At 69.5% G+C, this 21,779-nt stretch carries 23 protein-coding genes and 1 tRNA gene; 16 read left to right on the top strand and 8 right to left on the bottom strand.

All coding sequences use genetic code 11. The features are described from left to right. Positions 1 to 35: 35 nt before the first annotated feature. Complete coding sequence (locus AAY78_RS19220) at positions 36 to 1,421, bottom strand: sensor histidine kinase (RefSeq protein ID WP_052748685.1); 1,386 nt, start codon at positions 1,419 to 1,421, stop codon at positions 36 to 38. Continuing rightward, the gene (locus AAY78_RS07285) at positions 1,418 to 2,083 is read right to left on the bottom strand and encodes a response regulator transcription factor (RefSeq protein ID WP_052748686.1); all 666 of its coding nucleotides are present in this window, start codon (positions 2,081 to 2,083) and stop codon (positions 1,418 to 1,420) included. Before AAY78_RS07285 ends, AAY78_RS19220 begins: the two co-directional genes overlap by 4 nt. 125 nt (positions 2,084 to 2,208) lie before the next feature. Between AAY78_RS07285 and AAY78_RS07290 the strand changes: the two genes are divergently transcribed. Next, entirely contained in the window at positions 2,209 to 2,589 is a 381-nt protein-coding gene (locus AAY78_RS07290; protein WP_046747641.1) for a hypothetical protein, read from the top strand. Between the two features lie 27 nt (positions 2,590 to 2,616). Continuing rightward, positions 2,617 to 3,468: a hypothetical protein gene (locus tag AAY78_RS07295; RefSeq protein WP_046747642.1), complete on the top strand. Its 852-nt coding sequence runs from the start codon at positions 2,617 to 2,619 to the stop codon at positions 3,466 to 3,468. Positions 3,469 to 3,496: 28 nt separating this feature from the next. Here the strand turns inward: AAY78_RS07295 and AAY78_RS07300 are convergent, their stop codons facing one another. Beyond that, positions 3,497 to 3,862, bottom strand: coding sequence for a winged helix-turn-helix transcriptional regulator (locus tag AAY78_RS07300; protein WP_046747643.1), 366 nt, complete (start codon positions 3,860 to 3,862; stop codon positions 3,497 to 3,499). A gap of 99 nt (positions 3,863 to 3,961) precedes the next feature. Between AAY78_RS07300 and AAY78_RS07305 the strand changes: the two genes are divergently transcribed. Next, positions 3,962 to 5,317, top strand: a complete 1,356-nt coding sequence (locus AAY78_RS07305; RefSeq protein WP_052748687.1) for an MFS transporter — start codon at positions 3,962 to 3,964, stop codon at positions 5,315 to 5,317. Between the two features lie 10 nt (positions 5,318 to 5,327). On the opposite strand, the gene AAY78_RS07310 is transcribed toward AAY78_RS07305, so the two are convergent. After that, positions 5,328 to 5,927, bottom strand: coding sequence for a TetR/AcrR family transcriptional regulator (locus AAY78_RS07310; protein WP_046747644.1), 600 nt, complete (start codon positions 5,925 to 5,927; stop codon positions 5,328 to 5,330). 46 nt (positions 5,928 to 5,973) lie between these two features. Between AAY78_RS07310 and AAY78_RS07315 the strand changes: the two genes are divergently transcribed. From AAY78_RS07315 to AAY78_RS07330, 4 genes are all read left to right on the top strand, one after another. Next, positions 5,974 to 6,993, top strand: coding sequence for a DMT family transporter (locus AAY78_RS07315; protein WP_231589678.1), 1,020 nt, complete (start codon positions 5,974 to 5,976; stop codon positions 6,991 to 6,993). 77 nt (positions 6,994 to 7,070) lie between these two features. Next, entirely contained in the window at positions 7,071 to 8,372 is a 1,302-nt protein-coding gene (gene aspS, locus AAY78_RS07320; protein ID WP_046747645.1) for an aspartate--tRNA(Asn) ligase, read from the top strand. A gap of 188 nt (positions 8,373 to 8,560) precedes the next feature. After that, positions 8,561 to 9,601 (top strand): tryptophan--tRNA ligase, encoded by a 1,041-nt coding sequence (gene trpS / locus AAY78_RS07325; RefSeq protein WP_046747646.1) that lies wholly within the window; start codon positions 8,561 to 8,563, stop codon positions 9,599 to 9,601. A 91-nt stretch (positions 9,602 to 9,692) separates the two neighbouring features. Beyond that, complete coding sequence (locus tag AAY78_RS07330) at positions 9,693 to 10,160, top strand: acetyltransferase (protein WP_046747647.1); 468 nt, start codon at positions 9,693 to 9,695, stop codon at positions 10,158 to 10,160. 21 nt (positions 10,161 to 10,181) lie between these two features. On the opposite strand, the gene AAY78_RS07335 is transcribed toward AAY78_RS07330, so the two are convergent. Continuing rightward, positions 10,182 to 10,796, bottom strand: a complete 615-nt coding sequence (locus AAY78_RS07335) for an HAD family hydrolase (protein WP_046747648.1) — start codon at positions 10,794 to 10,796, stop codon at positions 10,182 to 10,184. A gap of 85 nt (positions 10,797 to 10,881) precedes the next feature. Here AAY78_RS07335 and AAY78_RS07340 point away from each other — a divergent pair, with 85 nt between their 5' ends. Continuing rightward, complete coding sequence (locus AAY78_RS07340; protein WP_046747649.1) at positions 10,882 to 11,652, top strand: glycosyltransferase family 2 protein; 771 nt, start codon at positions 10,882 to 10,884, stop codon at positions 11,650 to 11,652. A 25-nt stretch (positions 11,653 to 11,677) separates the two neighbouring features. Here AAY78_RS07340 and AAY78_RS07345 read toward each other — a convergent pair whose 3' ends face one another. Continuing rightward, entirely contained in the window at positions 11,678 to 12,568 is an 891-nt protein-coding gene (locus AAY78_RS07345; RefSeq protein ID WP_231589679.1) for an alpha/beta fold hydrolase, read from the bottom strand. 93 nt (positions 12,569 to 12,661) lie between these two features. Between AAY78_RS07345 and AAY78_RS07350 the strand changes: the two genes are divergently transcribed. From AAY78_RS07350 to AAY78_RS07365, 4 genes are all read left to right on the top strand, one after another. After that, complete coding sequence (locus AAY78_RS07350) at positions 12,662 to 14,416, top strand: MDR family MFS transporter (RefSeq protein ID WP_218867287.1); 1,755 nt, start codon at positions 12,662 to 12,664, stop codon at positions 14,414 to 14,416. Position 14,417: 1 nt separating this feature from the next. Further along, on the top strand, positions 14,418 to 14,873 hold the full coding sequence (locus tag AAY78_RS07355; RefSeq protein WP_046747651.1) for a MarR family winged helix-turn-helix transcriptional regulator: 456 nt from the start codon (positions 14,418 to 14,420) through the stop codon (positions 14,871 to 14,873). Between the two features lie 66 nt (positions 14,874 to 14,939). After that, positions 14,940 to 15,455 carry a MarR family winged helix-turn-helix transcriptional regulator gene (locus tag AAY78_RS07360; RefSeq protein ID WP_046747652.1) on the top strand — a complete coding sequence of 172 codons (516 nt, stop codon included), beginning with the start codon at positions 14,940 to 14,942 and terminating at the stop codon, positions 15,453 to 15,455. A gap of 63 nt (positions 15,456 to 15,518) precedes the next feature. Continuing rightward, a complete protein-coding gene (locus AAY78_RS07365) occupies positions 15,519 to 16,607 on the top strand; it encodes an alkene reductase (protein ID WP_046747653.1) in 1,089 nt (362 codons plus the stop codon). Between the two features lie 15 nt (positions 16,608 to 16,622). Here AAY78_RS07365 and AAY78_RS07370 read toward each other — a convergent pair whose 3' ends face one another. Further along, positions 16,623 to 17,408 (bottom strand): DNA/RNA non-specific endonuclease, encoded by a 786-nt coding sequence (locus tag AAY78_RS07370; protein WP_046747654.1) that lies wholly within the window; start codon positions 17,406 to 17,408, stop codon positions 16,623 to 16,625. A gap of 99 nt (positions 17,409 to 17,507) precedes the next feature. Here AAY78_RS07370 and AAY78_RS07375 point away from each other — a divergent pair, with 99 nt between their 5' ends. The 3 genes from AAY78_RS07375 to AAY78_RS07385 all read left to right on the top strand — a co-directional run bounded on the left by AAY78_RS07375 (position 17,508) and on the right by AAY78_RS07385 (position 20,200). After that, positions 17,508 to 18,869, top strand: a complete 1,362-nt coding sequence (locus tag AAY78_RS07375) for an aminotransferase class I/II-fold pyridoxal phosphate-dependent enzyme (RefSeq protein WP_046747655.1) — start codon at positions 17,508 to 17,510, stop codon at positions 18,867 to 18,869. Beyond that, positions 18,866 to 20,116 (top strand): aminotransferase class I/II-fold pyridoxal phosphate-dependent enzyme, encoded by a 1,251-nt coding sequence (locus tag AAY78_RS07380; protein WP_231589680.1) that lies wholly within the window; start codon positions 18,866 to 18,868, stop codon positions 20,114 to 20,116. The genes AAY78_RS07375 and AAY78_RS07380 overlap by 4 nt, the downstream gene beginning before the upstream one ends. Positions 20,117 to 20,129: 13 nt before the next feature. Then, a tRNA-Cys gene (locus AAY78_RS07385) sits at positions 20,130 to 20,200 on the top strand. Between the two features lie 30 nt (positions 20,201 to 20,230). Here the strand turns inward: AAY78_RS07385 and AAY78_RS07390 are convergent. Next, positions 20,231 to 21,082: an AraC family transcriptional regulator gene (locus AAY78_RS07390; protein WP_046747657.1), complete on the bottom strand. Its 852-nt coding sequence runs from the start codon at positions 21,080 to 21,082 to the stop codon at positions 20,231 to 20,233. Between the two features lie 123 nt (positions 21,083 to 21,205). Between AAY78_RS07390 and AAY78_RS07395 the strand changes: the two genes are divergently transcribed. Next, positions 21,206 to 21,751: a carboxymuconolactone decarboxylase family protein gene (locus AAY78_RS07395; RefSeq protein WP_046747658.1), complete on the top strand. Its 546-nt coding sequence runs from the start codon at positions 21,206 to 21,208 to the stop codon at positions 21,749 to 21,751. The last annotated feature ends 28 nt before the right edge of the window (positions 21,752 to 21,779 follow it).

Here is a 21,779-nt window from a genome sequence, read left to right on the forward strand (position 1 = left end):
AGCAGCCAGTGTCGAGCACGAATGTCACACGAGTGTCACAGCCGAGGAACGGTCACCCGGAAGGTCGCGCCCGGGGATCCGGACAGCAGCGCGAGATCACCGCCGAGGAGGCGGGCGTTGTCACGAGCGATCGCGAGTCCGAGTCCGGTCCCGGCGCCGTCCGAGCGCGACCGATCCGTCGTGACGAACCGGTCGAACACCCGCTCGCTGTCGGCGCCGGCGATGCCGGGCCCGTGGTCGCCGACGTCGATGTGCAGCACGTCACCGTCCTCCCGCACGCGGATGACGACCGGCGGGCGCCCGTGGCGGGAGGCGTTCGTGAGCAGATTGGCCACCACGGTGTGCAGTCGTGCCGCATCGGTACGCAGTCGCAGGCTCGGCGCGACCGACAGCTCGTCGACGTCGACTCCCGTCGTGTCGACCACATCGGCGAGCAGGTCGTGCAGCACCACGGTCGTGCGGTGCACGCGTGCGACTCCGGCGTCGAGGCGGGAGAGCTCGAGCAGGTGCTCGATCAGGGTGTGCAGCCGGCGCGTCCCCGTGCGCACGACCGCTGTGGCGACCGCTCGCTCCTCGGCCGTCGTCTGCTCGTCGTCGTCGAGCATCTCGTCGACCGCCATCATCGAGGTGAGGGGGGTGCGCAGCTCGTGGGCGACGTCGCTCACGAGCTGCCTCGACTCCGCCTCGCGCTGTCGAAGCCGCCCGATGGTGTCGCCCAGGCGTTCCGAAGAGAGGCGGAGTGCGTCGGCCACACGGTCGACGTCGTCGAACGACGCCTTCCACGCCGGAGGGCCCTCGCCGGAGCCCACGGCCCGCGCCGTGTCGACGAGGCGGCGGAGCGGACGCGTCAGCGCACCGCCCAGCAGGCGCTCGAGCAGGACGACGAGGACCACGACGCCCGCGCTGAGGAGCACCCCGGAGACGACCAGCTCCCGCACCTGCTCCTGCTGCGGCTGCATCGAGTACGCGGTGACCACGGCGAGGCGGCCGCTCGGGTCCTGGGGGAGGTCGTCGCGGACGACGGAGACGAAGAACACCTCTCGGTCGTCGAGCGTGGTCATCAGCGAGGTCACCTCGCCGGAGCGGCGGCTGTCGTCGATGCGCAGGGCGTCCGGCACCTGATCCGGTCGGAGTTCGCCCGCGCTGCGGCCACTGCCGAGGTCGATGATGACCGTCTCGCCGGGGAGGATCTCGGCGTAGTAGCTCCACGTGTCTTCGGGAGACACCGTGGAGATGGACGTGAACAGGGCATCCGCCGTCGTCGAGAACTCGTCGAGCAGACCCTGCTGCCTGGACTCGTAGACGATCCTGCCCGCGGTGAAGACGACGACGCCGGTGACGAGGACGGAGACGGCGACCGTGCTGCCGATGAGGGCGAGGGCGATGGCGGTGCGGAGCGTGAGCCGGCGACGGGCCGTCATCGCAGCCGGTATCCGATCCCGCGCACGGTCTCCAGCTGCGGAGTCGCGACGTTCGCAGCGGTCAGCTTCGCACGCAGCCGCTGGATGGCGGTGTCGACGACGCGGGAGGTGTCGGGCGGTGACTGCGCCCAGACGGCGTCGATCAGGCGCGAACGGCTGAGGGTGTGCCCGTCGTTCAGCGCCAGCTCATGCAGCAGGCGGAACTCGGTCGCGCTCAGCGGCAGGGCCTCGCCCCCCGCCAGAGCTTCCGCCGAGTCCTCGTGCAGCTCGAGGGATCCGACCCGCAGCGGCTCCGCGCTGAGCCGGGAGCTGCGACGCAGAACCGTCCGAAGACGCGCCTCGAGCACGGCCACGCTGACCGGCTTGGCGATGTAATCGTCCGCTCCCGCGTCGAGACCGACGACGACGTCGGCATCCTCGTCACGGGCGGTCAGCATCACGGTGGGGAAGCCCCAGCGCGCCCGGATCTCCCGGCACAGCGAGAACCCGTCGCCGTCGGGGAGCATGACGTCGATGATCGCGACGTCGGGGGTCGTGCGTTCCGCGAGCAGGCGTGCGGAGGCGACGTCCTCGGCGGTCTCGACGGTGTGACCGCGACGTCGCAGCGCGGTGGTGAGACCGAGACGGATCTCCGCGTCGTCGTCCACGAGCATGACCTTCATCCCACCCCACCTCCCGGACACCGCGCGCTTGCGATGATAGACGGCGGCGCCCGTGCATCGGCTCCGAGCAGGGGCGCCGAGGCGGGTCGCAGGGGCTCGTCAGGTCGAGCGGCTACCCTCGTGCCATGCGCCGAATCGTGGTCCTACCTCTCGTCCTCGCTGCCGGACTCGGTGCCGGGGCGCTCGCCGGCTGCTCGCAGGTCACGCAGATGGCGGGCGACGCCGTCGGGATCGACGTGCAGGCGACCTGCACCACGATCGACGATGCCTACGGGCAGTACCAGGCGCTGCTCGATCAGGGCGCGGTCTCGGCCGAGCAGGCCGACGCCGCACGCGACGACCTCGTCGCCTCGCTCGAGGGGATCGCGGCGAACGTCGACGGACAGCTGGGCGATCTGATCCGCTCCGGCGCCACGCAGATCGGCGGCATGACAGACCTGCAGGCTCCGGAGACGGTCGAAGCGATCGAACAGCTCAAGGACTCGGCCTCGGCGTTCTGCGGCTGAGCTCCGCCGTGTGAGACGATGCCGGAGATGAGCACTGCGGCTGATGAAGAGCTTCGCGCCCTCCGGGCCCGCGCCTATGGTCCGACGGCGGACATCGAGGACGATCCCGCCGCACTCCGACGGCTCCAGCAGCTGGAGGCACGGAGACAGCCGAGGCCCAGGGCCGAGGACGTCGTCCCGCCCGCACCGGCGATGGAGACCATCGACTCGGAGCCGATGCGCGCTGTGGAACCGGTGATCCGCACCAGACGGTCGAGGCGACAGCCCGAGGACGCGGAAGACGATGCGCTCGGCGTCTTCGACACCTCGGCCGACGACGCCGATGCGGCCCCGCCGACGGCGGAACCCGCCGAGCGTCTGGCGGCGTGGTTCTCGGTGCGCACGACGAGGATCCTGTGGGTGGTCGCGATCGTCGCGGCGGCAGCGATGTCGGCTGCCGTCACGTTCGCCTTGGTGAAGGTCACCCCCGTCGCCTCCTCCGCTGGCGCTCCGCAGATCGCCACGCTCGACGCGACCTCCGACGTGGTGATCCCGGCCGGATGGATGGGGGTGGGTCCGAGCTCCGCGGTGTTCGACTTCTACGGGTTGGTCATCGTGGAGAGCTCAGGCGGTTACTACAACGGTTCGGTCGGCTCGGACTGCCTCACGGTGGCCAGAGCGGATCAGGTGCCGGACAAGGACGACTTCGACTCGTCCAACGGCTGGACCTATGACGGGCCCATGTACACGGGGTGCGCCGTCGGCGCGTTCCCCGCGACCGTCGAGGTGCCGTTCGACACCAACATGCCCAAGGAGCTGACCGAGCGCTTCCCCGACGGGACGGCGCTGCAGTTCGTGTACGAGGCCGATCACGTCGGGGTTTTCCTCGACAGCGAGTGACCGGCCCCCGCGAACTCACACCGCGGGCTCAGGAGACGGTCGTCGCAGCGCGCTGCTGCTCGGCGTACTGCGTGCCCCACCGCGTCAACTCGACGAGCAGGGGCGTCGCGCTCGTGCCCAGCTCGCTGAGGCGGTACTCGACCTTCGGCGGCACCTGCCGGTAGACGGTGCGGGTGATGAGGCCGTCTTCCTCCAGCTCGCGCAGCTGTCGGGTGAGCACGCGGGCTGTCGGGTTCTCCAACAGGCGGCCGAGTTCCCCGAACCGCAGCACCTCGTGCTCGCCCAGCAGCGTGAGGATGCTCGGTTTCCAGGCGCCGCCGAGCACAGCGATGGACACTTCCGCATCGCATGACTCCGACCACTCGCGCACGATCCGCTCGGTCTTCTCCCGCATCGCACGCTCCTCTGTCGTCCTTCTCGGTATCCGAAGTGTCAGTACGTGACAGAAATGACAGTACTTGCAGCTTCTGTCTGTACTTTACAGACTGAGCACGTGACTTCCACCCCCACTCAGTCCCCGTCGCGTTCGACCCTCCGTCTCTGGTTCGCGATGGTGCCCCTGCTCCTCGGAATACTCATCGGCGCCCTCGCCATCAGCAGCGTCTCCACGGCGCTCCCGGCCATCCGCGGCGAGCTGGCACTCAGCGACACCGAGGGGCTCTGGCTGGCCGACGTCTATGCACTCTCCCTCGCCGCCACCCTCATCCTCGCTGCGCGGATCGGCGACGCCTTCGGGCGCAAACGGATCGTGCTGATCGGTCTCGGCGGATTCGCCGTGCTCAACGCGGTGGGCGGATTCGCGCAGAGCGGTCTGCTGCTCATCGTGATCCGGGCGCTCCTCGGTGTGGCCGAGGCGTTCGTCGTCGCCGGGGTGGTCGCCACGATCGGGGCCAAGTATCACGCCAGGGAGCGGGTGCTCGCCTATGGGCTGTGGACCGCGACCTTCGGAGTGGGCAGCGCGCTCGGTCCCGTTCTCGGCGGACTCCTGGCGGAGGGTCCAGGGTGGCGCTGGCTGCTGCTGGGGAGCGTCCCGCTGGCGGCGCTCGCCGGAGTGCTGGCCGTGTGGCTGGTGCCCGACTCCCGCAGCGCGCGGACGCCGTCGTGGGATCTCCCGAGCATCGTCACGTCGATCGTGGCCCTCGGCGCACTCGCCTTCGCACTGCATGAGGCGCTCGCCGCCCCCGTGCCGGCGGTGATCGCTGCGGTGGTCGCTGTCGGCAGCCTCGTGTACTTCATCCTGCGCCAGCGCCGACTGCCCGAACCGCTCATCGACATGCGCCTGTTCGCGATCCCCGGCTTCAGCCCCGCGATCACCCGCATCCTCGTCGCCAGCGGGGTGTCCTCGGCGTCCGTCCTGCTCGTCAGCCTGCATCTGCAGGACACGAGGGGCTGGACCGCGGCGGAGGCCGGCCTCGCGATCCTGCCGCAGGCCGCCGCGATCGCCATCGGCGGGGTGATCGCCCCGATCGCGCTCCGCTGGCTGCGGACCGAGACCCTGACCGTGGGTGCGCTCCTGCTGCAGGCGGTCGGGATGCTGTGGCTGTTCACCGACCCCGAGGTCGTGGCTGCTCCGCTGGTGCTCGTCGGTCTGGGGTTCGGCATCGGCGCGACGCTCGCCGCGACCGCGCTGTTCGACGTCACCGTCGAAGACGACGCCGGACAGGTCGGAGCGATCCAGGAGGTCGGCTTCGCCCTCGGTGGAGGTCTCGGCATCGCGGTGCTCGGAACGATCGCCGTCGTAGCGACGGGCGGTTTCGGCACGGCTGCGCTCGCCGCCGCGATCGTCGTGGTGGCGTCCGCCGTCGTGCCGCTCCTGCGTCGCAGGGTTCCTCGCCCCTCGAACAGCTGAGGGGGGCGGGTCAGCCTCGATCCTGATCCACCAGGGTCGAGCGCGCGAGTCGCCGTGCGACGACGAACGGCTCGCTGAACGTCTCCATGCCGACCGTGACGATCGCGCCCTCGTAGAGCAGCATCATCGCCTTCGACATCAGCTCGGGTTCGGTGACCCCGGCCTCGCGGCACAGCTCGAGGAAGAGGTCGAGCAGCCACGCCTTCTGGCGCGACACCTCGGGGAAGACCGGGTGACCGTCGTGGCCGTCGCCGATCTCCGCCCGCGCGTTGATGGCGCTGCACCCTTTCGGGCTGTACTCGTCGGACCAGGTGATCGCGGCGTCGAATACGGCGAGCACCCGCTCGACCCCGGGTCCGGAGACGGATTCCAGGTGTCGTGCGACGTGGGCGCGCCACAGGGCGTCGCGGTGCTGCAGGTAGGAGACGACCAGGGCCTCCTTCGACCCGAAGCGGTCGTAGAGCGTCTTCTTCGTGACCCCGGCCGCCTCTGCGATCGTGTCGACGCCGACGGCGTGGATGCCGCGCTCGTAGAAGAGCCGGGACGCCGCGTCGAGCACGCGTGTGGCGCCCGGCGTGAGCGGGGCGAGTTCGGGTACCGGGACGGCCATGCCTCCACTATAGCCGCTGAGTAAACCGACCTGTATAGTCACACAGATGAGTAAACTGATCGGTCTACTTCACGGCATGGTGACGGTTCTGGCGGCCGCGGCGTTCGTGGTGACCTGGAGCTCCGGATTCCTCGTGCCCGCGATCGCCGTCGACGCCGTCTCTCCCCTGACACTGCTCGTCTGGCGATTCGTGCCGCTGGCCGTGGTCCTGCTCGTGGCCGTCGCCGCCACAGGGGCAGCGCGAGGCGTGAGCCGGGCGGATCTCGGGCGGCAGGCGCTCATCGGCCTGTTCGCGCAGTTCGGGTACTGCGTGTCGGTCTACGCGGCGATCGCCGCGGGGGTCGCGACCGGAACGACCGCGCTGATCGATGCGGTGCAGCCGCTCATCGTCGCGGTCCTCGTCGGGCCGCTGCTCGGGTTGCGTGTGCGCGGTGCGCAGTGGCTCGGACTCGTGGTCGGAGCCGGCGGTGTCCTGCTGGTGGTGCGGTCGCAGCTCGACGATTCAGAGGCGCATCCCGCCGCTTACGTCTGGCCCGCTCTCGCGATGGCGTGCCTGATCGTCGGCACCTTCCTGCAACGGCGCTCGGCTCCGCGCACCGGAACCCTCCTGACCCTGGCCATCCACGTGACGGTGACGACCGTGGCGCTCGTGCCGATCGCCGCGGTGTCCGGGGCTCTCGTTCCTCCGGCGTCGGTATCGTTCTGGCTGGCAGCAGGGTTCGCGGCCGCCTCTCCGACGCTCGCCGCGTACGGGCTGTACTGGTGGCTGCTCCGCCGGGTGGGCATCACAGCGCTCAACGCGCTGCTGTTCCTCGTCGCACCGACCACCGCGGCAGCGGGGGCGCTCCTCCTCGGCGAGCCGCTCACCGGCGTCACCCTCCTCGGATTCGGACTCTGCGCGGCGGGTGTCGCGGCCGTGCTGGTGAGCGAGACGCGAGGCGGGAGCGAGGTGAGCGAGCCGGAGCCCGATGATACGCTGGCGGCGGCAGCTGCGAGGAGTGACGACCCTCGGCCTCTCGGGGCGAGCGGCTCCCGCGCGTCCGGCGTATCGACGAGAGGCCGATGAGCGATCGGCGAAGGTGTGGTGGCACCGCGATCTAGCCCCCGCCCGCACCTCCAGGGCTTTCGCCACCTGGAGGAATCATGTCGCCATCCGACCCCGCCCGCACGCTCGCCACGGAACTCTCCACCATGCCCGATGGCGCCCGGATCACGCTCCTGGGTCACGTTCATCGGCGCAGGGAACTCGCCACCGTGTCGTTCCTGATCCTGCGCGACCGCACGGGGCTCGCGCAGATCGTGTTCCGACCCGAACAGCTGCCGGTGGATGGTCTGCCCGGTGAGGAGACGGTCGTGCGCATCGAAGGCACGGCCACCGCGAACGCCCATGCCCCCGGCGGGATCGAGGTGACGGCGCCGGAGATCACCCTGCTCTCCGAACCTGCGCGCACGCCGGTCGTCGAGCTCTGGCGTCCCACGCTCGACGCGGCGCTGCCGACCGTGCTCGACCATGCCGCCGTCACCTGGCGCCACCCTGCGCAGCGGGCGAAGTGGGAGCTCGCCGCGGCGAGCCTGCGCGGATTCCGTCGCACGCTCGACGCCGAGGGATTCACCGAGATCCAGACGCCGAAGCTCGTCGACTCCGTGACGGAGTCGGGGGCGAACGTGTTCCCGGTCGACTACTTCGGCTCGACCGCGTACCTCGCGCAGAGCCCGCAGTTCTTCAAGCAGCAACTCGTCGGCGTCTTCGAGCGCGTCTACGAGACAGGCCCGGTGTTCCGTGCGGAGCCGCACGACACGGTGAGACATCTCGCCGAGTACGTGTCGCTCGACGCCGAGCTCGGCTTCATCCGCGACCACCGCGATGTGCTCGCGCTGCTGCATCGGGTGCTGGCGGGCATGATCGACGGCATCCGCACCGAGAGCGGCGACGCCGTCGAGCGCCTCGACATCGCGCTCCCCGCGATCCCCGACGAGATCCCGGTGATCCACTTCCAGGACGCGCTTCGACGGGTCGGCGCCCCGGAAGACGAGCCCGACCTCGCGCCGGCGCACGAGCGCGCGCTGGGGGAGTGGGCGCGGGAGCGGTACGGCAGCGACGTGCTCGCTGTCGAGGGGTACCCGATGCGCAAACGCCCGTTCTACACGCACCCCCAGACCGACGACCCGCGCTGGAGCAACAGCTTCGACCTGATCTTCCGTGGGCTCGAACTCGTCACCGGCGGACAGCGACTGCACCGGCACTCCGACTACGTCGCCGCCATCGAGGCGCGCGGTGAGTCGCCCGATGCCTACGCCTCGTACCTCTCCGCGTTCGCGCACGGCATGCCCCCGCACGGCGGCTTCGCGATCGGGCTGGAGCGCTGGGTGTCGCGGCTCATCGAGGCGTCGAACATCCGGGAGGTGACGCTGTTCCCGCGCGACCTGCACCGGCTCACGCCCTGAGCGGTCACCGGGGGCTCGCTCCGTGAACTCGTGGTCGCGGTGCGCGATAGCATCTGTTCCATGACGATCAACCGCTCTGCATGGTGGTGGCTGCGATAGCAGCCGGTTGACGTATGTTCATGGGCTGCACGGCAGTTCGTGAACAGCACCCGTGAACTCCGTGCGGCTCCCGATTCAGGGAGAGACAGATGGATTCGTTCACCGCGACCGCACACCGTTCGACGGAGGTCGCCGACGTCGTGGCCCGGCATCCGGAGAGGTTCCGTGTGCTCACGGGGGAGCGCCCGACCGGGGCACTGCACCTCGGGCACTACTTCGGCACGATCCGGGAGCGGGTGCGGCTGCAGGATGCCGGGGTCGAGGCGTTCCTCGTGCTCGCCGACTACCAGGTCATCACCGATCGGGATACGACGGCGCACGTGCGCGACAACGTGCACGGCGCCGTGCTCGACTACCTCGCCGCGGGGATCGATCCAGAGCGGACGACGATCTTCACGCACTCGTCGATCCCTGCGCTGAACCAGCTGCTGTTGCCGTTCCTCAGCCTCGTCACCGAAGCCGAACTGCACCGGAACCCCACGGTCAAGTCCGAGCTCGAGGCGTCGGGTCGCGCCCTGAGCGGGTTGCTGCTGACCTACCCGGTGCATCAGGCCGCCGACATCCTCTTCTGCAAGGGGAACCTGGTGCCGGTGGGGAAGGACAACCTGCCGCACGTGGAGATGACGCGGGTGATCGCCCGGAGGTTCAACGAACGCTACGGGGCGATCTTCCCGATCCCGGAAGCGTTGATCACCGCGACGCCCGAGGTCCCCGGCCTCGACGGTCGCAAGATGTCGAAGAGCTACGGGAACGCGATCGCCCTGTCGATGACCGCGGATGAGACGGTCGCCGTGATCCGACGCACGCGGACGGATCAGGATCGGCGGATCACGTTCGACCCGGAGCGTCGGCCCGGCGTCTCGGCGCTGCTGTCGACGGCCGCTCTGTGCCTGGGCGCCGTGCCCGAGGAGCTGGCCGCTGCCGTCGGAGACGGTGGCAGCGGCGAGCTGAAGGCGCTGACCGCGACGGCGGTGAACGACTTCCTGGCGCCTCTGCGGGCCCGACGGCGAGAACTCGCGGCGGACGGGGACCTCGTGCGCTCCGTTCTGCAGCGCGGCAACGAGCACGCCCGTGCGATCGCGGACGTCACCCTCGACGAGGTGCGTGCGGCGATGGGGACCGTGTACTGACGGGGCAGCAGGCGAGGGCTCGGCGACAAGCGACACAGGGTCGCTGCGTGCTCTGGAAGGATGTACCGATGTCGTCCCGGAAGGAACTCGCATGACCGATCTCACCGTTCGACCGTCGCACGGGCCGGAGGAGTACCCAGCGCTCGTCGCGATCTGGCGGAGCGCCGTCGACGCCACGCACGACTTCCTCGCGGAAGCGGATCGGAACGCGATCGAGGCCAGACTCGCTTCGGACTACTTCCCCGCGGTCGCCCTCTCGGTGGCGGAGCGCGAAGGTCGACCGGTGGGATTCTTCGGCGTGCTCGACGGGAAACTCGAGATGCTGTTCGTCGATGCGGCCGCACGCGGCGGTGGGATCGGCACGGTACTCCTCGCCCACGCGATCGAGGAACGGGGCGTCACGGCGGTCGACGTCAACGAACAGAACGTCTCGGCCGCCGGGTTCTATGTCCACCGCGGGTTCGAGGTCGTCGGTCGCAGCGAGACGGACGAGGCGGGTCGACCGTATCCGCTGCTGCACCTGCGTCTCGGCGCCGACCGGTCTTCGCCCGACGCGTAGGGGCACTCCGCTCCGAACCCCTCAGCTGCGAACTCTGCCTCCGTTCGCCGCGACGTCCACGCCCGCCCTGGCGAGGTGTGCGCGCAGATCGTCGACTCCGGCGAAGTGATGGGTGTTGATGGAAAGGTGCTGCGCTCCCACGAGTTTGGACGCCGAATCGTCGGTGAAGAAGACCTCGGCCGCCTTCACGTCGAGCGCGTCGAGCACGTGACGGAACGCCCGGGTGTCGGGCTTCGCGTATCCGATCTCGGCGGAGTTGAAGACCGCGTCGAACCGGGAGGCGATGCCGTGGGCCGCGATCTCGGCGGGGATCGTGTCCGTGCCGTTGGTGAGTACGGCGGTGCGGACTCCTGTCTCCCGGACGTCGTCGATCAGCTCCACGACGCCGTCGTCGATCGCCGCGGGCTGCGCGCTCCACTCTTCGGCAGCAGCCGTCCCGACCCGCGCGCCGATACGGCGCACCCACTCGGCTCTCGTGATGCGGCCGGTCGTGACCTCGTCGATCAGCGGGCGGGCGAAGGCGATGCGCTCGATGTCTCCGGGGGCGAGATCGTAGCGGCGCTCGATCATCGCCGTGTTCCTGGCGTCGAAGTGCCGGATCACGCCATCGAGGTCGAACAGGACGACACGGATCATCCGACCATCCTCGCTCAATCGCCGCGCTCGGCCGTCCACAGAGGAGACTGTGTCTGGAAACCGCCGGTCCAGGGGGAGGAGAACGATGGTGTCCGTGTTCCCGCGCTCCGTCTCGGTGGTCATCCCCGTGCGCGACGACGCCCGGCTGCTCGAGGTGTGCCTCGCCGCTCTCGCACGGCAGACCCGGCACGCCGACGAGATCGTCATCGTCGACAACGGCAGCAGCGATGACACGGTCGACGTGGCCGAGAGGTTCGGCGCGCGGGTGGTGAGCGAGCCGATTCCGGGGATACCCCGAGCATCGGCGGCCGGTTATGACGCAGCCACGGGCGACATCATCGCGAGGCTCGACGCCGACTCCCGCCCCCACCCTGACTGGGTGGAGCGTATCGAGCGGACTTTCCGTGAGCGCCCGGACGTCGACTTCCTCACCGGCGACCCGCGCTTCTACGGATCGACGCGGCTCGTGCACTGGATGGGGGAGCACCTCTACATCGGCGGCATGTACGCGACCATGGCGCCCGTCCTCGGGCATGCGCCGCTCTACGGGTCGAACATGGCGATGCGCGCCGCGGTCTGGCGCACGCTGAGCGCCGAGGTGCACCGCGAGGAGACCAACATCCACGATGATTTCGATCTGTCGTTCCACGTGCGGCCGGAGATGACGGTGCTGCGGGACCGTGACCTCGTCGTCGAGGTGTCGGCCCGACCGTTCCAGGATTGGGCGTCGCTCCGGCGGCGGTTGAGCTACGTCGTGCCCACCGTGCGCCTGCATCTGTCGCCGGAGTCATTGCGCCTTCGACGGCAGGCGCGTCGCGAGGTCGACCGATCGGGTGGATCGTCCGTCGGCCGGTGAAGCGGGCGGTGACGCGTGCGGCGAGTCAGTCGCGCGCGCGGGAGTACAGATCGAGCAGGTCGGCGGTGAGCTGATGCGGTGTCGTCTCGCTCGGGCTGTGCCCCGTCGCATACGCGCGGAACTCCGCGTCGATGTCGTGCGCGTACCGTTCATGCGCGGCCAGGGGCCACAGGTCGTGCGAGCCCGCGACGACGAGCTTGGGCACGGGCAGCGCCCGCACGCGGTCGCGCAGGTCGGGCGCGACCATCATGAGTCCCACGATCTCGTCGACACTGCGACGGCTCGTCAGGGCGAACCGTGAGCGCACGAACTCGAGTCGCCGCGGCGGGACGCGGTTCTTGTTCGTCACGATCCCCCAGATCATGAGTCCAGCGCCGCGCCGAGGACTCGCGATGGGCGCCAGCGGCCCCAGCCACTTCATGCTCGCGAACACGTTGCCGGAACCGGGGGGAGTGGTGAGCAGGGTGAGGGATCGGACGAGGTCAGGACGGCGGACGGCGACGACCTGGGCGATCGTGCCGGCGAAGGAGTACCCCAACAGGTGCGCTCGAGTCCCTGCCTCGAGGAAGGCGATCAGATCGCCCGTGAACAGCTCATAGGTGTACCTCGCATTCGCACCGGCGGCGTGCGACTCGTACTGCCCCGCCAGGTCGAACGACTGCACGAAGTACCCCGCCTCCGCCAGCAGGGGGAGCATCAGGGCGAAGTCCTCCTTCGATCCCGTCGCTCCCGGCACCAGCACCACGCGCGGATTCGCGGGGTCGCCGAGGGAGATCACCGACAGTTCTCCGCTCGGCGCAGAGAACCAGGACCGCCGCGAGCCAGCGGGCGGCACCGTCCAATCGACGTCGCCGATGACCGCGTCGAGGTCTGCCGGGGCACCGAGCGCCCGCCCACTCCTCGAATCCGTCGACACGCTCACAAGGTACTCCCCGGCGTGTTCGAGGGGGAGGTGCGCTCGCCGCAGCGTCGCATACGCCTTTAGTTGCACTTTGGCAACTAAAGGCGTATGGTTGACCTCGATCAACTTTCTACGCAGGAGCGTTACCCCGTGACACAGACCCCCATCCCCGCTTCCGAGACACGCTCGGCTCGCGAGGTCTTCACCGCGATCTCCGGCCTCGTCGTCGGCATGTTCGTCGCCGTGCTCTCCGGCACGGTCGTGTCGACCTCGATGCCCGTCATCATCGCCGACCTCGGCGGCACCCAGTCCCAGTACACCTGGGTCATCACCGCGAGCCTTCTCGCCACCGCCGTCTCGACCCCGATCTGGGGCAAGCTGGCCGACCTTGTGGACCGCAAGGTGCTCGTCCAGATCTCCCTCATCCTCTTCACGGTCGGCACCGTGATCGCCGGATTCTCGACCGACACGAACATGCTCATCGCCGTTCGCGTCATCCAGGGCATCGGCGTGGGCGGCCTCATGTCGCTCGTGATGATCGCCGTCGCGCTCATCATCTCCCCGCGCGAGCGCGGCAAGTACATGGGCGTCGTCGGCGGCATCATGGCCCTCGGCACGATCGGCGGCCCGCTGCTCGGCGGACTCCTCACCGACGTGTGGGGCTGGCGCTCCAACTTCTTCGTCGGCGTGCCGTTCGCGATCCTCGCCCTCGTGCTGCTGCAGTTCACGCTGCACCTGCCGAAGCCGCAGCGTGACACCAAGGTGTCGATCGACTACTTCGGCATCGTGCTGCTCGCCGTCGGCGTCTCGACCCTGCTCATCTGGGTCTCCATGGGCGGCAACCAGTTCGACTGGGACTCCTCGACGAGCATCATGCTCATCGTCACCGCGGCGGTCGCGATCGCGGCGTTCATCACGGTCGAGTTCTTCGTCAAGGAACCGATCGTGCCGATGTCGCTGTTCCGCAACCGCACCTTCACCCTGTCGGTCATCGCATCGATCGCGATCGGCGTCTCGATGTTCGCCACCTCGGTGTTCCTCGCGCAGTATTTCCAGCTCGCCCGCGGTGCCACGCCCACCGAGTCCGGCCTCATGACCATCCCGATGATCATCGGCCAGATGGGCGCGTCGATCATCATCGGACAGCTCGTCAGCCGTTTCGGCAAGTGGAAGGGCTGGATGCTCACGGGCTCGGTCCTCGCCACCATCGGCGTCAGCCTGATGGCCACCCTGCGCTACGACACGCCGTTCCCGCTCGTCGCCGTCTACATGTTCGTGCTCGGTGCCGGACTCGGCATGGTCATGCAGAACCTCACGCTGATCGTGCAGAACGACACTGCGCCGCAGCAGCTGGGCGCTGCGTCGTCGAACGTGAACTTCTTCCGCACGATCGCCGGCACGATCGGCGTCACCGTGATGGGGTCGCTGCTGTCCACGAGCGTCGCGAACTACATCACCGATGCGCTCGACGGTTTCGTGCCGACGACACCTGCCGAGATCGAGGCGCTCAAGCACCTCGCCTCCGGAGACGTGCCGAAGGTAGGCCAGCTGCCCGACACCATCCGCGCGATGGTCGAGGGTGCATACGGGCACGGCATCGCGGATGCGTTCATCATCGCGATTCCGCTCGCCGTGATCGCCATCATCGCGATCGCGTTCATCAAGAACAAGCCGCTGTCGACGAAGAACGCCGCGGAGCAGATGCTCGAGCAGGCCGAGGAATCGGTGATCGAGGTCTCCGAGGCCGAGGTCGGCGCGTCACTCGCCACCGGATCCATCCGGATCGACGGCGCGGAGTCGGCGTCCCCCACCACCGGGTCGGTACGCGTGCTCGAGCGCGAGGATCGGGACCAGGAGCGCTGAGATGCTCGCCCCCGGAGCGGTGGAGTCGGCGGACGTCGACAGTGCGCTCGGTGACCTCCAGGCGCATCTGAACCTCATCTTCGCGAGGACCCGGTCGCTGTGGAGGGAGTCCGCGGCCCGGGTCCACCCGGAGTTGCAGGTGGCCGGCTACAAGCTGCTCACCTTCATCGACCGGGCGGGAACCGCGAATGCGCACGAGATCGCGGAGCGGTTCGAGATGGACAAGTCGGTCATCAGCCGGCAGGTGCGGATGCTGGAGGAGCTCGGGCTGCTCGAGTCCCGCCCTGATGAGCGGGATGGGCGCCTCCGGGTGCTGAGCGCGACCCCCGTGGCATGCACCGCGCTGGCCGAGGTCCGCCGCGAGTACGGCACCCGCCTTCAGGCCGTGATCGACGAGTTGACTCCCGAGGAGATCCGGGCGGCGTCCAAGGCCTTCCGGTTGCTCGCCGAAGTCTGAGCCGAAGTCCGAGCCGAGGCCCCGCTGTCACGATCGGCAGCGGGGCTTCGCCGTACACTGGCGAGCATGAGCGCCTCTCCCGACGCCCCTGCCGATCGCCCTGCATCCGCCTCGACGACGGATCGGCTCGGCGACGAAGATCTCGATCAGGCCGTCACCAGGGTCGAGCAGGAGTTGGGCCGTCTGTTCGCGCGGATCCGCATCGGCTGGCGCGAGGCGGCGGCGACCGTCCACCCCGATCTGCAGCCCCTCGGCTACCAGGTCCTCACCTCCATCGCGACGGGCAAGGCGACCTCGGCTGGTGCGATCATCGAGCGTCTGCAGACCGACAAGTCCGCGGTGAGTCGTCAGGTGCGCCAGCTCGAACAGCTGGGACTCGTCGAGAGCGTGCCGGACCCGGATGACCGCAGGGCTCGCGTCCTCGTCGCGACCGATCTCGCCCAGGAGCGCGTGGCCCTCGCCCGCTCGCAGTATGAAGGACGCATCGGAGAGCGGCTGCGCAACTGGACCGCGGCCGACCTCGACCACTTCGCCGACCTGCTCGCCGGGCTCGGGGGCGGAGAGGCGTCGGCGGCGAGGTGAGACGGCCGGCGAGGTGAGATGCCGCAGGGAATACAGCGCTCCGCCCGTGCCTTGTCTCCCACTGTGACTCTCTACGAACCCGCCGTTTTCGGCGCCCTGCAGCTGTCCAACCGCGTCGTGATGGCGCCCCTCACGCGCACCCGCGCAGACGACGAGGGTGTGCCGACCGAGACCATGGCGCAGTACTACCGCCAGCGTGCGGGGCAGGGCCTGATCATCTCCGAAGGCACCTGGCCGGCTGCGGAGGGCAAGTCGTACCCTGGTCAGCCCGGCATCGTCACCCCGGCGCAGATCGACGGATGGAAGCAGATCGCCGACGCCGTGCACGACGAGGGCGGAACCATCGTCATGCAGCTCATGCACGGGGGACGCGTGGGGCACCCCGCGATCTCGGGCGAGGCGCGCGTCGTGGCCCCGAGCGCGCTCGCCGCCCCCGGACAGACGCGCACGCCGCAGGGCAGGGCCGATCTCCCGGTCGCGCATGCGCTCACCCTCGCGGAGATCCCCGTCGTCGTCGAGCAGTTCGCCCAGGCGGCGCGCAACGCGATCGCCGCGGGCTTCGACGGCGTCGAGGTGCACGGCGCGAACGGGTACCTGGTGCACGAGTTCCTGTCTCCGGTGTCGAACACGCGTGACGACGGCTACGGCGGATCACCCGCGAACCGGGCACGCTTCGCGATCGAGGTCACGGAGGCCGTCGCTGCGGCGATCGGAGCCGATCGCACCGGCATCCGCCTTTCGCCGCAGCACAACATCCAGGGTGTGCTGGAAGAGGACGCCGCCGACGTGCACGCGACCTACACCGCGGTCGCCGAAGGGCTCGCACCTCTCGGTCTCGCGTTCGTCGACGTGCTCCACGTAGACCCCGCCGGCGAGCTCGTGCAGCACATCCGCCGCACGGCCGGTGCGCCGCTGATCGTCAACACCGGCTTCGGGATCGACACGACCAGGGATGCCGCCGAGAGCCTCGTGGACGACGGGTGGGCGGATGCCGTCGCCGCCGGCCGTCCCGTGATCGCCAACCCCGACCTGGTGGAGCGCTGGACCCAGGGGGCCGAGCTCAACCCTCCGCGCCCCGAGCTGTTCTACGGTCGCACGGCGGAGGGGTACACCGACTACCCGTCGCTGGAGTCGGTGCGCGCCGGAGTCTGAGGCGCCGCGCTCGCCTCAGAGCACGATGTCCTTCGCCGTGTCGAGGGGCAGCCATCCCGTCTCACGGGCGCCCGGTCGCGCGAGCACGTCGGCCTCGGTCAGTGCGCCGAGGTCGACGCCGGTGAGGGCGGCGATGTCGATGATCGGCACCTGGAACGTGCGGAAGCCGCCGAGCGGCGGGACGGCTTTCTGCTCCTCGCGGGTGTCGACCAGGTCGGACTGATCGAGGACGAAGCCGGCTGCGGCGAACCCATCCGGTCCTCGCCAGGCCGCCACCTTCCAGAACCGGAGCGGCACTCGGATACCGCGGTAGGGAGGGTCGCTGTCCTCGAGCACCGGCGCGGTGAACACCGACACCCGCTGGTCGGTGCTCTCCGCATAGGCGAGCACGTGATCCTCCAGGCCGAGCCAGAGCTCCTTGGACTGGTTGAACCCGGCCGCCTGCGGAGCCGCGTTCGGGTAGAAGAAGGTCGCTTCGCTGGCCGCGCGGGCGGTGGCAGGCGGTCCCCAGCCCGGATCGCGTCGGCGCACGAGGTGTCCGCGGTCGAGATCGTTGCGGGCGTACACCTCGGGCCCGGTCTGCTCGTCGGGCCGCAGGCGTTCGTCCAGCCGCCAGTCGCCGGTGCGGGGGAGGCTCTGCAACGTGGCGCCGTCGATGTTCACGGCCGTGACCGCTGCCAGGCGCCGCTCAGGGTCGAGCAGCACCGTGAACCGGGGGTAAGGGAGTGTGCGCACGTCGTGCCCAGGGCGCGGGAGGGGGAGGGGCGTCCCGAGGAACTCCGCGTCGTAGCCGTCGCTCATGGTCCCATCGTGCACCGGGCCTCCGACGTGCACCCGTACGATCTCGAAAACAACGAGTCGAGTTTTGACATAGGTCAAACGATCCCCTACGGTCGAAGCATGGCTCAGGCACCGGATCGTGAAGAAGTCTCGGAGGCGATCGTGGGCTCGACCGCTGCGGAGATCTCCGAGAGCGTGCGCGACCTCGTCGAGCGCGGGGCCTATGCTCCGGGCGATCAGCTGCCGCCCGTGCGTTCCCTCGCGGCCCGCCTCGGCGTGAACCGGAACACGGTGCTGGCCGCCTATCGATCGCTGGTCACCGCGCGCATCGCCGCCACGGGCGGTCGCACCGGGACCACCGTGCTCGGGCCGGCGGAGAATCATGACGAGGGGTTCACCCCGGGCTCGGTGCTGCGCGACATCGGCAGCGGCAACCCCGATGCCGCGCGTCTTCCCGACCTCGCGGCCGCGTTCGCCACGGTCACTCCGGGGCACGTGCTCTACGGCGAATCGGTGATAGACCCCGACCTGGCCGAATGGGCGACCGACTGGCTCGCCGCCGATCACCCGCGTCCGTTCCGGCTGTCGATCACCGCAGGAGCGGTGGACGCCGTCGAGCGTCTCCTCGCGCAGACGCTCGTGCAGGGCGACCGGGTCGGCCTCGAGGATCCGTGCTTCCTCTCCAGCATCCATACGGCGCGGCTCGCCGGATATGTGCCGGTCGCCATCCCGGTCGATCGCGAGGGCATGACCGTCGCGGGCCTGAGGGCTGCACTCGAGAGCGGTGCGCGCGCGATCGTCTGCACCCCTCGCGCGCACAACCCCACGGGCGTCGGCACCAGCGCGGCCAGGGCTCTCGCGCTGCGCGAAGTCCTCGCCGACCATCCTCATGTCCTGGTCATCGAAGACGACCACTTCTCGCTGCTCGACCCCACGCCTTACGCCAGCATCATCGCGCCGACGCAGCAGCGGTGGGCGCTGGTGCGTTCGGTGTCGAAGTTCCTGGGGCCGGACATGCGCCTGGCGGTCACGGCATCCGATCCGGTGACCGCGCGACGTCTCGCGTTGCGGCTCAGCCCCGGAACGATGTGGGTGAGTCATGTGATGCAGCGGCTTGCGGCAGCGATGCTGCGCGATGACGAGGTGCAGCGGTCGATCGTCGCAGCGGGCGAGCACTATGCCGGACGGAACGAGGCCTTCGTGTCGAAGCTCGTTGCGCGCGGCGTCCAGGCGCAGGCGGACAGTGGCCTCAACGTGTGGGTCGATGTCCGCGACGATGCGACCAAGGTCGGTCGACGTCTCGCGTCGCGCGGGTGGCTCGTGCGGCCCGGCTCCGAGTTCGCCCTGGACACCGAGAGCGCGCAGGGCTCCACGCATCTCCGTCTGACCGTGCACGCCCTCGATGATGCCGAGACTCAGCGACTCGTGGACGATCTCGTGGCTGTAGCCGGCGGGTCGCACTCGTCCGGAGCGGACGCATGATGGCCGGCCGGCCTCGGGGCGCCGAATCGCGCATCGGTCGCTCTTCGCGCCTGGAAGGTGTGCTGTACGACCTGCGTGGCCCGGTCGCCGACCGGGCGGCCGAGCTGGAGAAGCGCGGGGAGTCCATCCTCCGTCTCAACATCGGCAACCCGGCACCGTTCGGGTTCGATGCTCCTCCGGCCATCGTCGAGGCGCTCCGCTCAGCCCTGCCCCATGCGCACGGCTACTCCGAGTCCGCGGGGCTTCCGGAGACGCGCGAGGCGATCAGCGCGCACTATGCCCTCCGCCCGGGCTTCCCCGCGCTTGCCATCGATGACATCACCGTCGGCAACGGTGTCTCGGAACTCGTTGGCCTCACGCTGCAGGCGTTGCTCGAGCCCGGCGACGAGGTGCTGATCCCGAGTCCCGACTACCCGCTGTGGACGGCATCGACGGTGCTGGCCGGTGGGCGGGCGGTGCACTACCCGTGCATCGAAGCCGAGGGGTGGGCGCCGGACCTCGCGGCGATGGAGGCATCGATCGGTCCTCGGACTGTGGCCATCGTCGTGATCAACCCGAACAACCCGACCGGCGCGGTGTACGGGCGACAGGTTCTCGAGCAGATCGCCGAGCTCGCGCGGCGGCATGGCCTGCTGCTGCTCTCCGACGAGATCTACGACCGCGTCGTCTACCCGGGGTTCGAGCACGTCTCGACCGCACAGGTCGCTCCTGACGTGCCCTGCGTCACCTTCGCGGGACTCTCGAAGACGCACCGGGTCGCGGGCTATCGCGCCGCGTGGATGACCGCGACCGGATTCCACTCCGACGATCCCTTCCTCTCCGGGGTGCGTCTGCTCGCCTCGATGCGCATGTGCGCCTCCGTTCCGGCGCAGCACGCGATCACCGCGGCGCTGACCCATGATGCCTCGCTCGACGAGCTGGTCGCGCAGGACGGACGGCTCACGCGGCAGCGGGATGCCGCGCTCGACGCACTCGGCGGGATTGCCGGGTTGGACGTGCAGGTGGCGGGCGGGGGACTGTACCTGTTCCCTCGCCTCGACCCGGAGGTGCACGGCATCGTCGACGACGAGCGGCTGGTGCTGGACTTCCTCGACGCCGAGCGGATCCTCCTCGTGCATGGGCGGGCCTTCAATCTGCAGACTCCCGATCACCTCCGCATCGCCTTCCTCCCGGAGGCCGATGTGCTCACCGATGCACTCCGACGTCTCGGTGCCTTCCTGGACGGGTACTCACCGCCTCAGCGCTGAGCTCGTCCGACCCGGTGGAGTGACCGAGTGGCCAGGTCGCGGTCCGCAAGACCGTGCACGCAGGTTCGATTCCTGCCTCCACCTCTCAACGGCCCGGCGCCGGAACGCACACCCTCAGGCGGCCAGCGTCAGCCACGTCCTCGGCGAGTGTCCGATGCGCTGGGCGAAGACCCGAGAAAAGGCGGAGGAGCTCGCGTAGCCGAGCTGCGCCGCGACCGCGCTCACCGACATGCCGCCACGCAGCTGCTCCTGTGCGATCGTGAGCCGCCACTCGGTGAGGTAGTCGCCGGGCGAGCGTCCGAGCACCTCCTTGAATCGCGCGGCGAACGCGCTGCGCGACATGTTCGCCGTGCGGGCGAGGGACTCCAGGCTCCACGCTTCCCCCGGTTCCTCGTGCATGGCGACGAGCGCGGGGGCGAGCCGCTCGTCGGCGAGGCCGGGGATGAGCCCCGGTGCGAGGTCGAGCTGCTCAGCGTGATCGAGCATCCATCGAAGCAGCTGGATGAGCACGACCTCGAACATGCGGTCCGCCACCAGCGGGCGTCCGCACCGCACGTTGTCGACCTCAGAGAACATCAGGTCGAGTGCGGGGCCGAGAGTCTCGACCTCATCGAGGGGCAGCACGATCGACGATGGCAGTGTGCGGACCAGCGGGTGGGTCGCGCCGCCGTCGAAATCGAGAGTCGCGCAGGCGAAGTCGGACTCCTCGGTCGGCGCGTTCAGGAACGAGTGGTCGACCGGCCGCGGGAAGAACAGCAGGCTCGGCCGTGAGATGAGCGCGCGCTCGCTGCTGCCGTCGGCCCGACGATGCGTCACCTCCATCTCGCCTCGTCGCAGCACGTGCAGGAAACCGTGTCCACCGCTCGCCGGGAACACCGTCGTGCCGCACAGCGGCCCGTTGTGGAACAGCCGCGTGCGCACGCGGAACCGCTCGAGGAGGGGAGAGAGGCGATCGATATCGGACACGCTCCCAGTATCCAGGACGATATGTCATGAAAGCAAGACGTTATGGTGCGCATCGTCCGCTCATTGTCGAAAGACTGGAGTCGGCTCAGATCCGGGCCGACTCGACAACCGAAGGAGCATCCCGTGCCCAACGTCCCTCTCATCGACCGTGACAACGCCACCGGAAACGTCAAGGAACAGCTTGATCAGATCGCTGGCGCCTTCGGGGCCGTGCCCGCGATGTTCCGCGCCGTCGCCAACTCTCCCGCGGCTCTCACCAGCATGTGGGGGGCGTTCGGCGCCTTCGGCGGCGGCTCGCTCGGTCCGGCCATCGGCGAGCAGATCGCCGTGGCCGTCGCCGACCGGAACTCCTGCCAGTACTGCCTCGCCGCGCACACCGCCCTCGGCAAGAAGGCGGGCCTCAGCCGTGAGGCCCTCACCGCCGCGCAGAGCGGCGAGTCCGACGACCCGCGCACCGCGGCGCTGCTCGCGTTCGCGCTCAAGCTGGTGGAGGAGCGGGGTCAGGTGTCGTCGGCGGATGTCGACGCGGTGCGCGCGCAGGGGTGGACCGACGAGCAGATCGTCGAGACGATCGCCCAGGTCGCGCTGAACCTGTTCACGAACTACGTGAACATCGCCCTCGACGTCCCGATCGACTTCCCGAGCGTGGCTCTTCGTCGCGCGAGCTGATCGCTGTCGCAGACGAAGGGGCCGGGTC

Origin of the sequence: Microbacterium sp. Ag1, from assembly GCF_001005635.1 — a bacterium.
GTDB lineage: Bacteria > Actinomycetota > Actinomycetes > Actinomycetales > Microbacteriaceae > Microbacterium > Microbacterium oxydans.

Bases quoted from the DNA above. Each gene is read 5' to 3' on its own strand.
- AAY78_RS19220 (WP_052748685.1), bottom strand. From the start codon at position 1,421: ATGACGGCCCGTCGCCGGCTCACGCTCCGCACCGCCATCGCCCTCGCC.
- AAY78_RS07285 (WP_052748686.1), bottom strand. From the start codon at position 2,083: ATGAAGGTCATGCTCGTGGACGACGACGCGGAGATCCGTCTCGGTCTC.
- AAY78_RS07290 (WP_046747641.1), top strand. From the start codon at position 2,209: ATGCGCCGAATCGTGGTCCTACCTCTCGTCCTCGCTGCCGGACTCGGT.
- AAY78_RS07295 (WP_046747642.1), top strand. From the start codon at position 2,617: ATGAGCACTGCGGCTGATGAAGAGCTTCGCGCCCTCCGGGCCCGCGCC.
- AAY78_RS07300 (WP_046747643.1), bottom strand. From the start codon at position 3,862: ATGCGGGAGAAGACCGAGCGGATCGTGCGCGAGTGGTCGGAGTCATGC.
- AAY78_RS07310 (WP_046747644.1), bottom strand. From the start codon at position 5,927: ATGGCCGTCCCGGTACCCGAACTCGCCCCGCTCACGCCGGGCGCCACA.
- AAY78_RS07315 (WP_231589678.1), top strand. From the start codon at position 5,974: ATGAGTAAACTGATCGGTCTACTTCACGGCATGGTGACGGTTCTGGCG.
- aspS (WP_046747645.1), top strand. From the start codon at position 7,071: ATGTCGCCATCCGACCCCGCCCGCACGCTCGCCACGGAACTCTCCACC.
- trpS (WP_046747646.1), top strand. From the start codon at position 8,561: ATGGATTCGTTCACCGCGACCGCACACCGTTCGACGGAGGTCGCCGAC.
- AAY78_RS07330 (WP_046747647.1), top strand. From the start codon at position 9,693: ATGACCGATCTCACCGTTCGACCGTCGCACGGGCCGGAGGAGTACCCA.
- AAY78_RS07335 (WP_046747648.1), bottom strand. From the start codon at position 10,796: ATGATCCGTGTCGTCCTGTTCGACCTCGATGGCGTGATCCGGCACTTC.
- AAY78_RS07340 (WP_046747649.1), top strand. From the start codon at position 10,882: ATGGTGTCCGTGTTCCCGCGCTCCGTCTCGGTGGTCATCCCCGTGCGC.
- AAY78_RS07350 (WP_218867287.1), top strand. From the start codon at position 12,662: ATGGTTGACCTCGATCAACTTTCTACGCAGGAGCGTTACCCCGTGACA.
- AAY78_RS07355 (WP_046747651.1), top strand. From the start codon at position 14,418: ATGCTCGCCCCCGGAGCGGTGGAGTCGGCGGACGTCGACAGTGCGCTC.
- AAY78_RS07360 (WP_046747652.1), top strand. From the start codon at position 14,940: ATGAGCGCCTCTCCCGACGCCCCTGCCGATCGCCCTGCATCCGCCTCG.
- AAY78_RS07370 (WP_046747654.1), bottom strand. From the start codon at position 17,408: ATGAGCGACGGCTACGACGCGGAGTTCCTCGGGACGCCCCTCCCCCTC.
- AAY78_RS07375 (WP_046747655.1), top strand. From the start codon at position 17,508: ATGGCTCAGGCACCGGATCGTGAAGAAGTCTCGGAGGCGATCGTGGGC.
- AAY78_RS07380 (WP_231589680.1), top strand. From the start codon at position 18,866: ATGATGGCCGGCCGGCCTCGGGGCGCCGAATCGCGCATCGGTCGCTCT.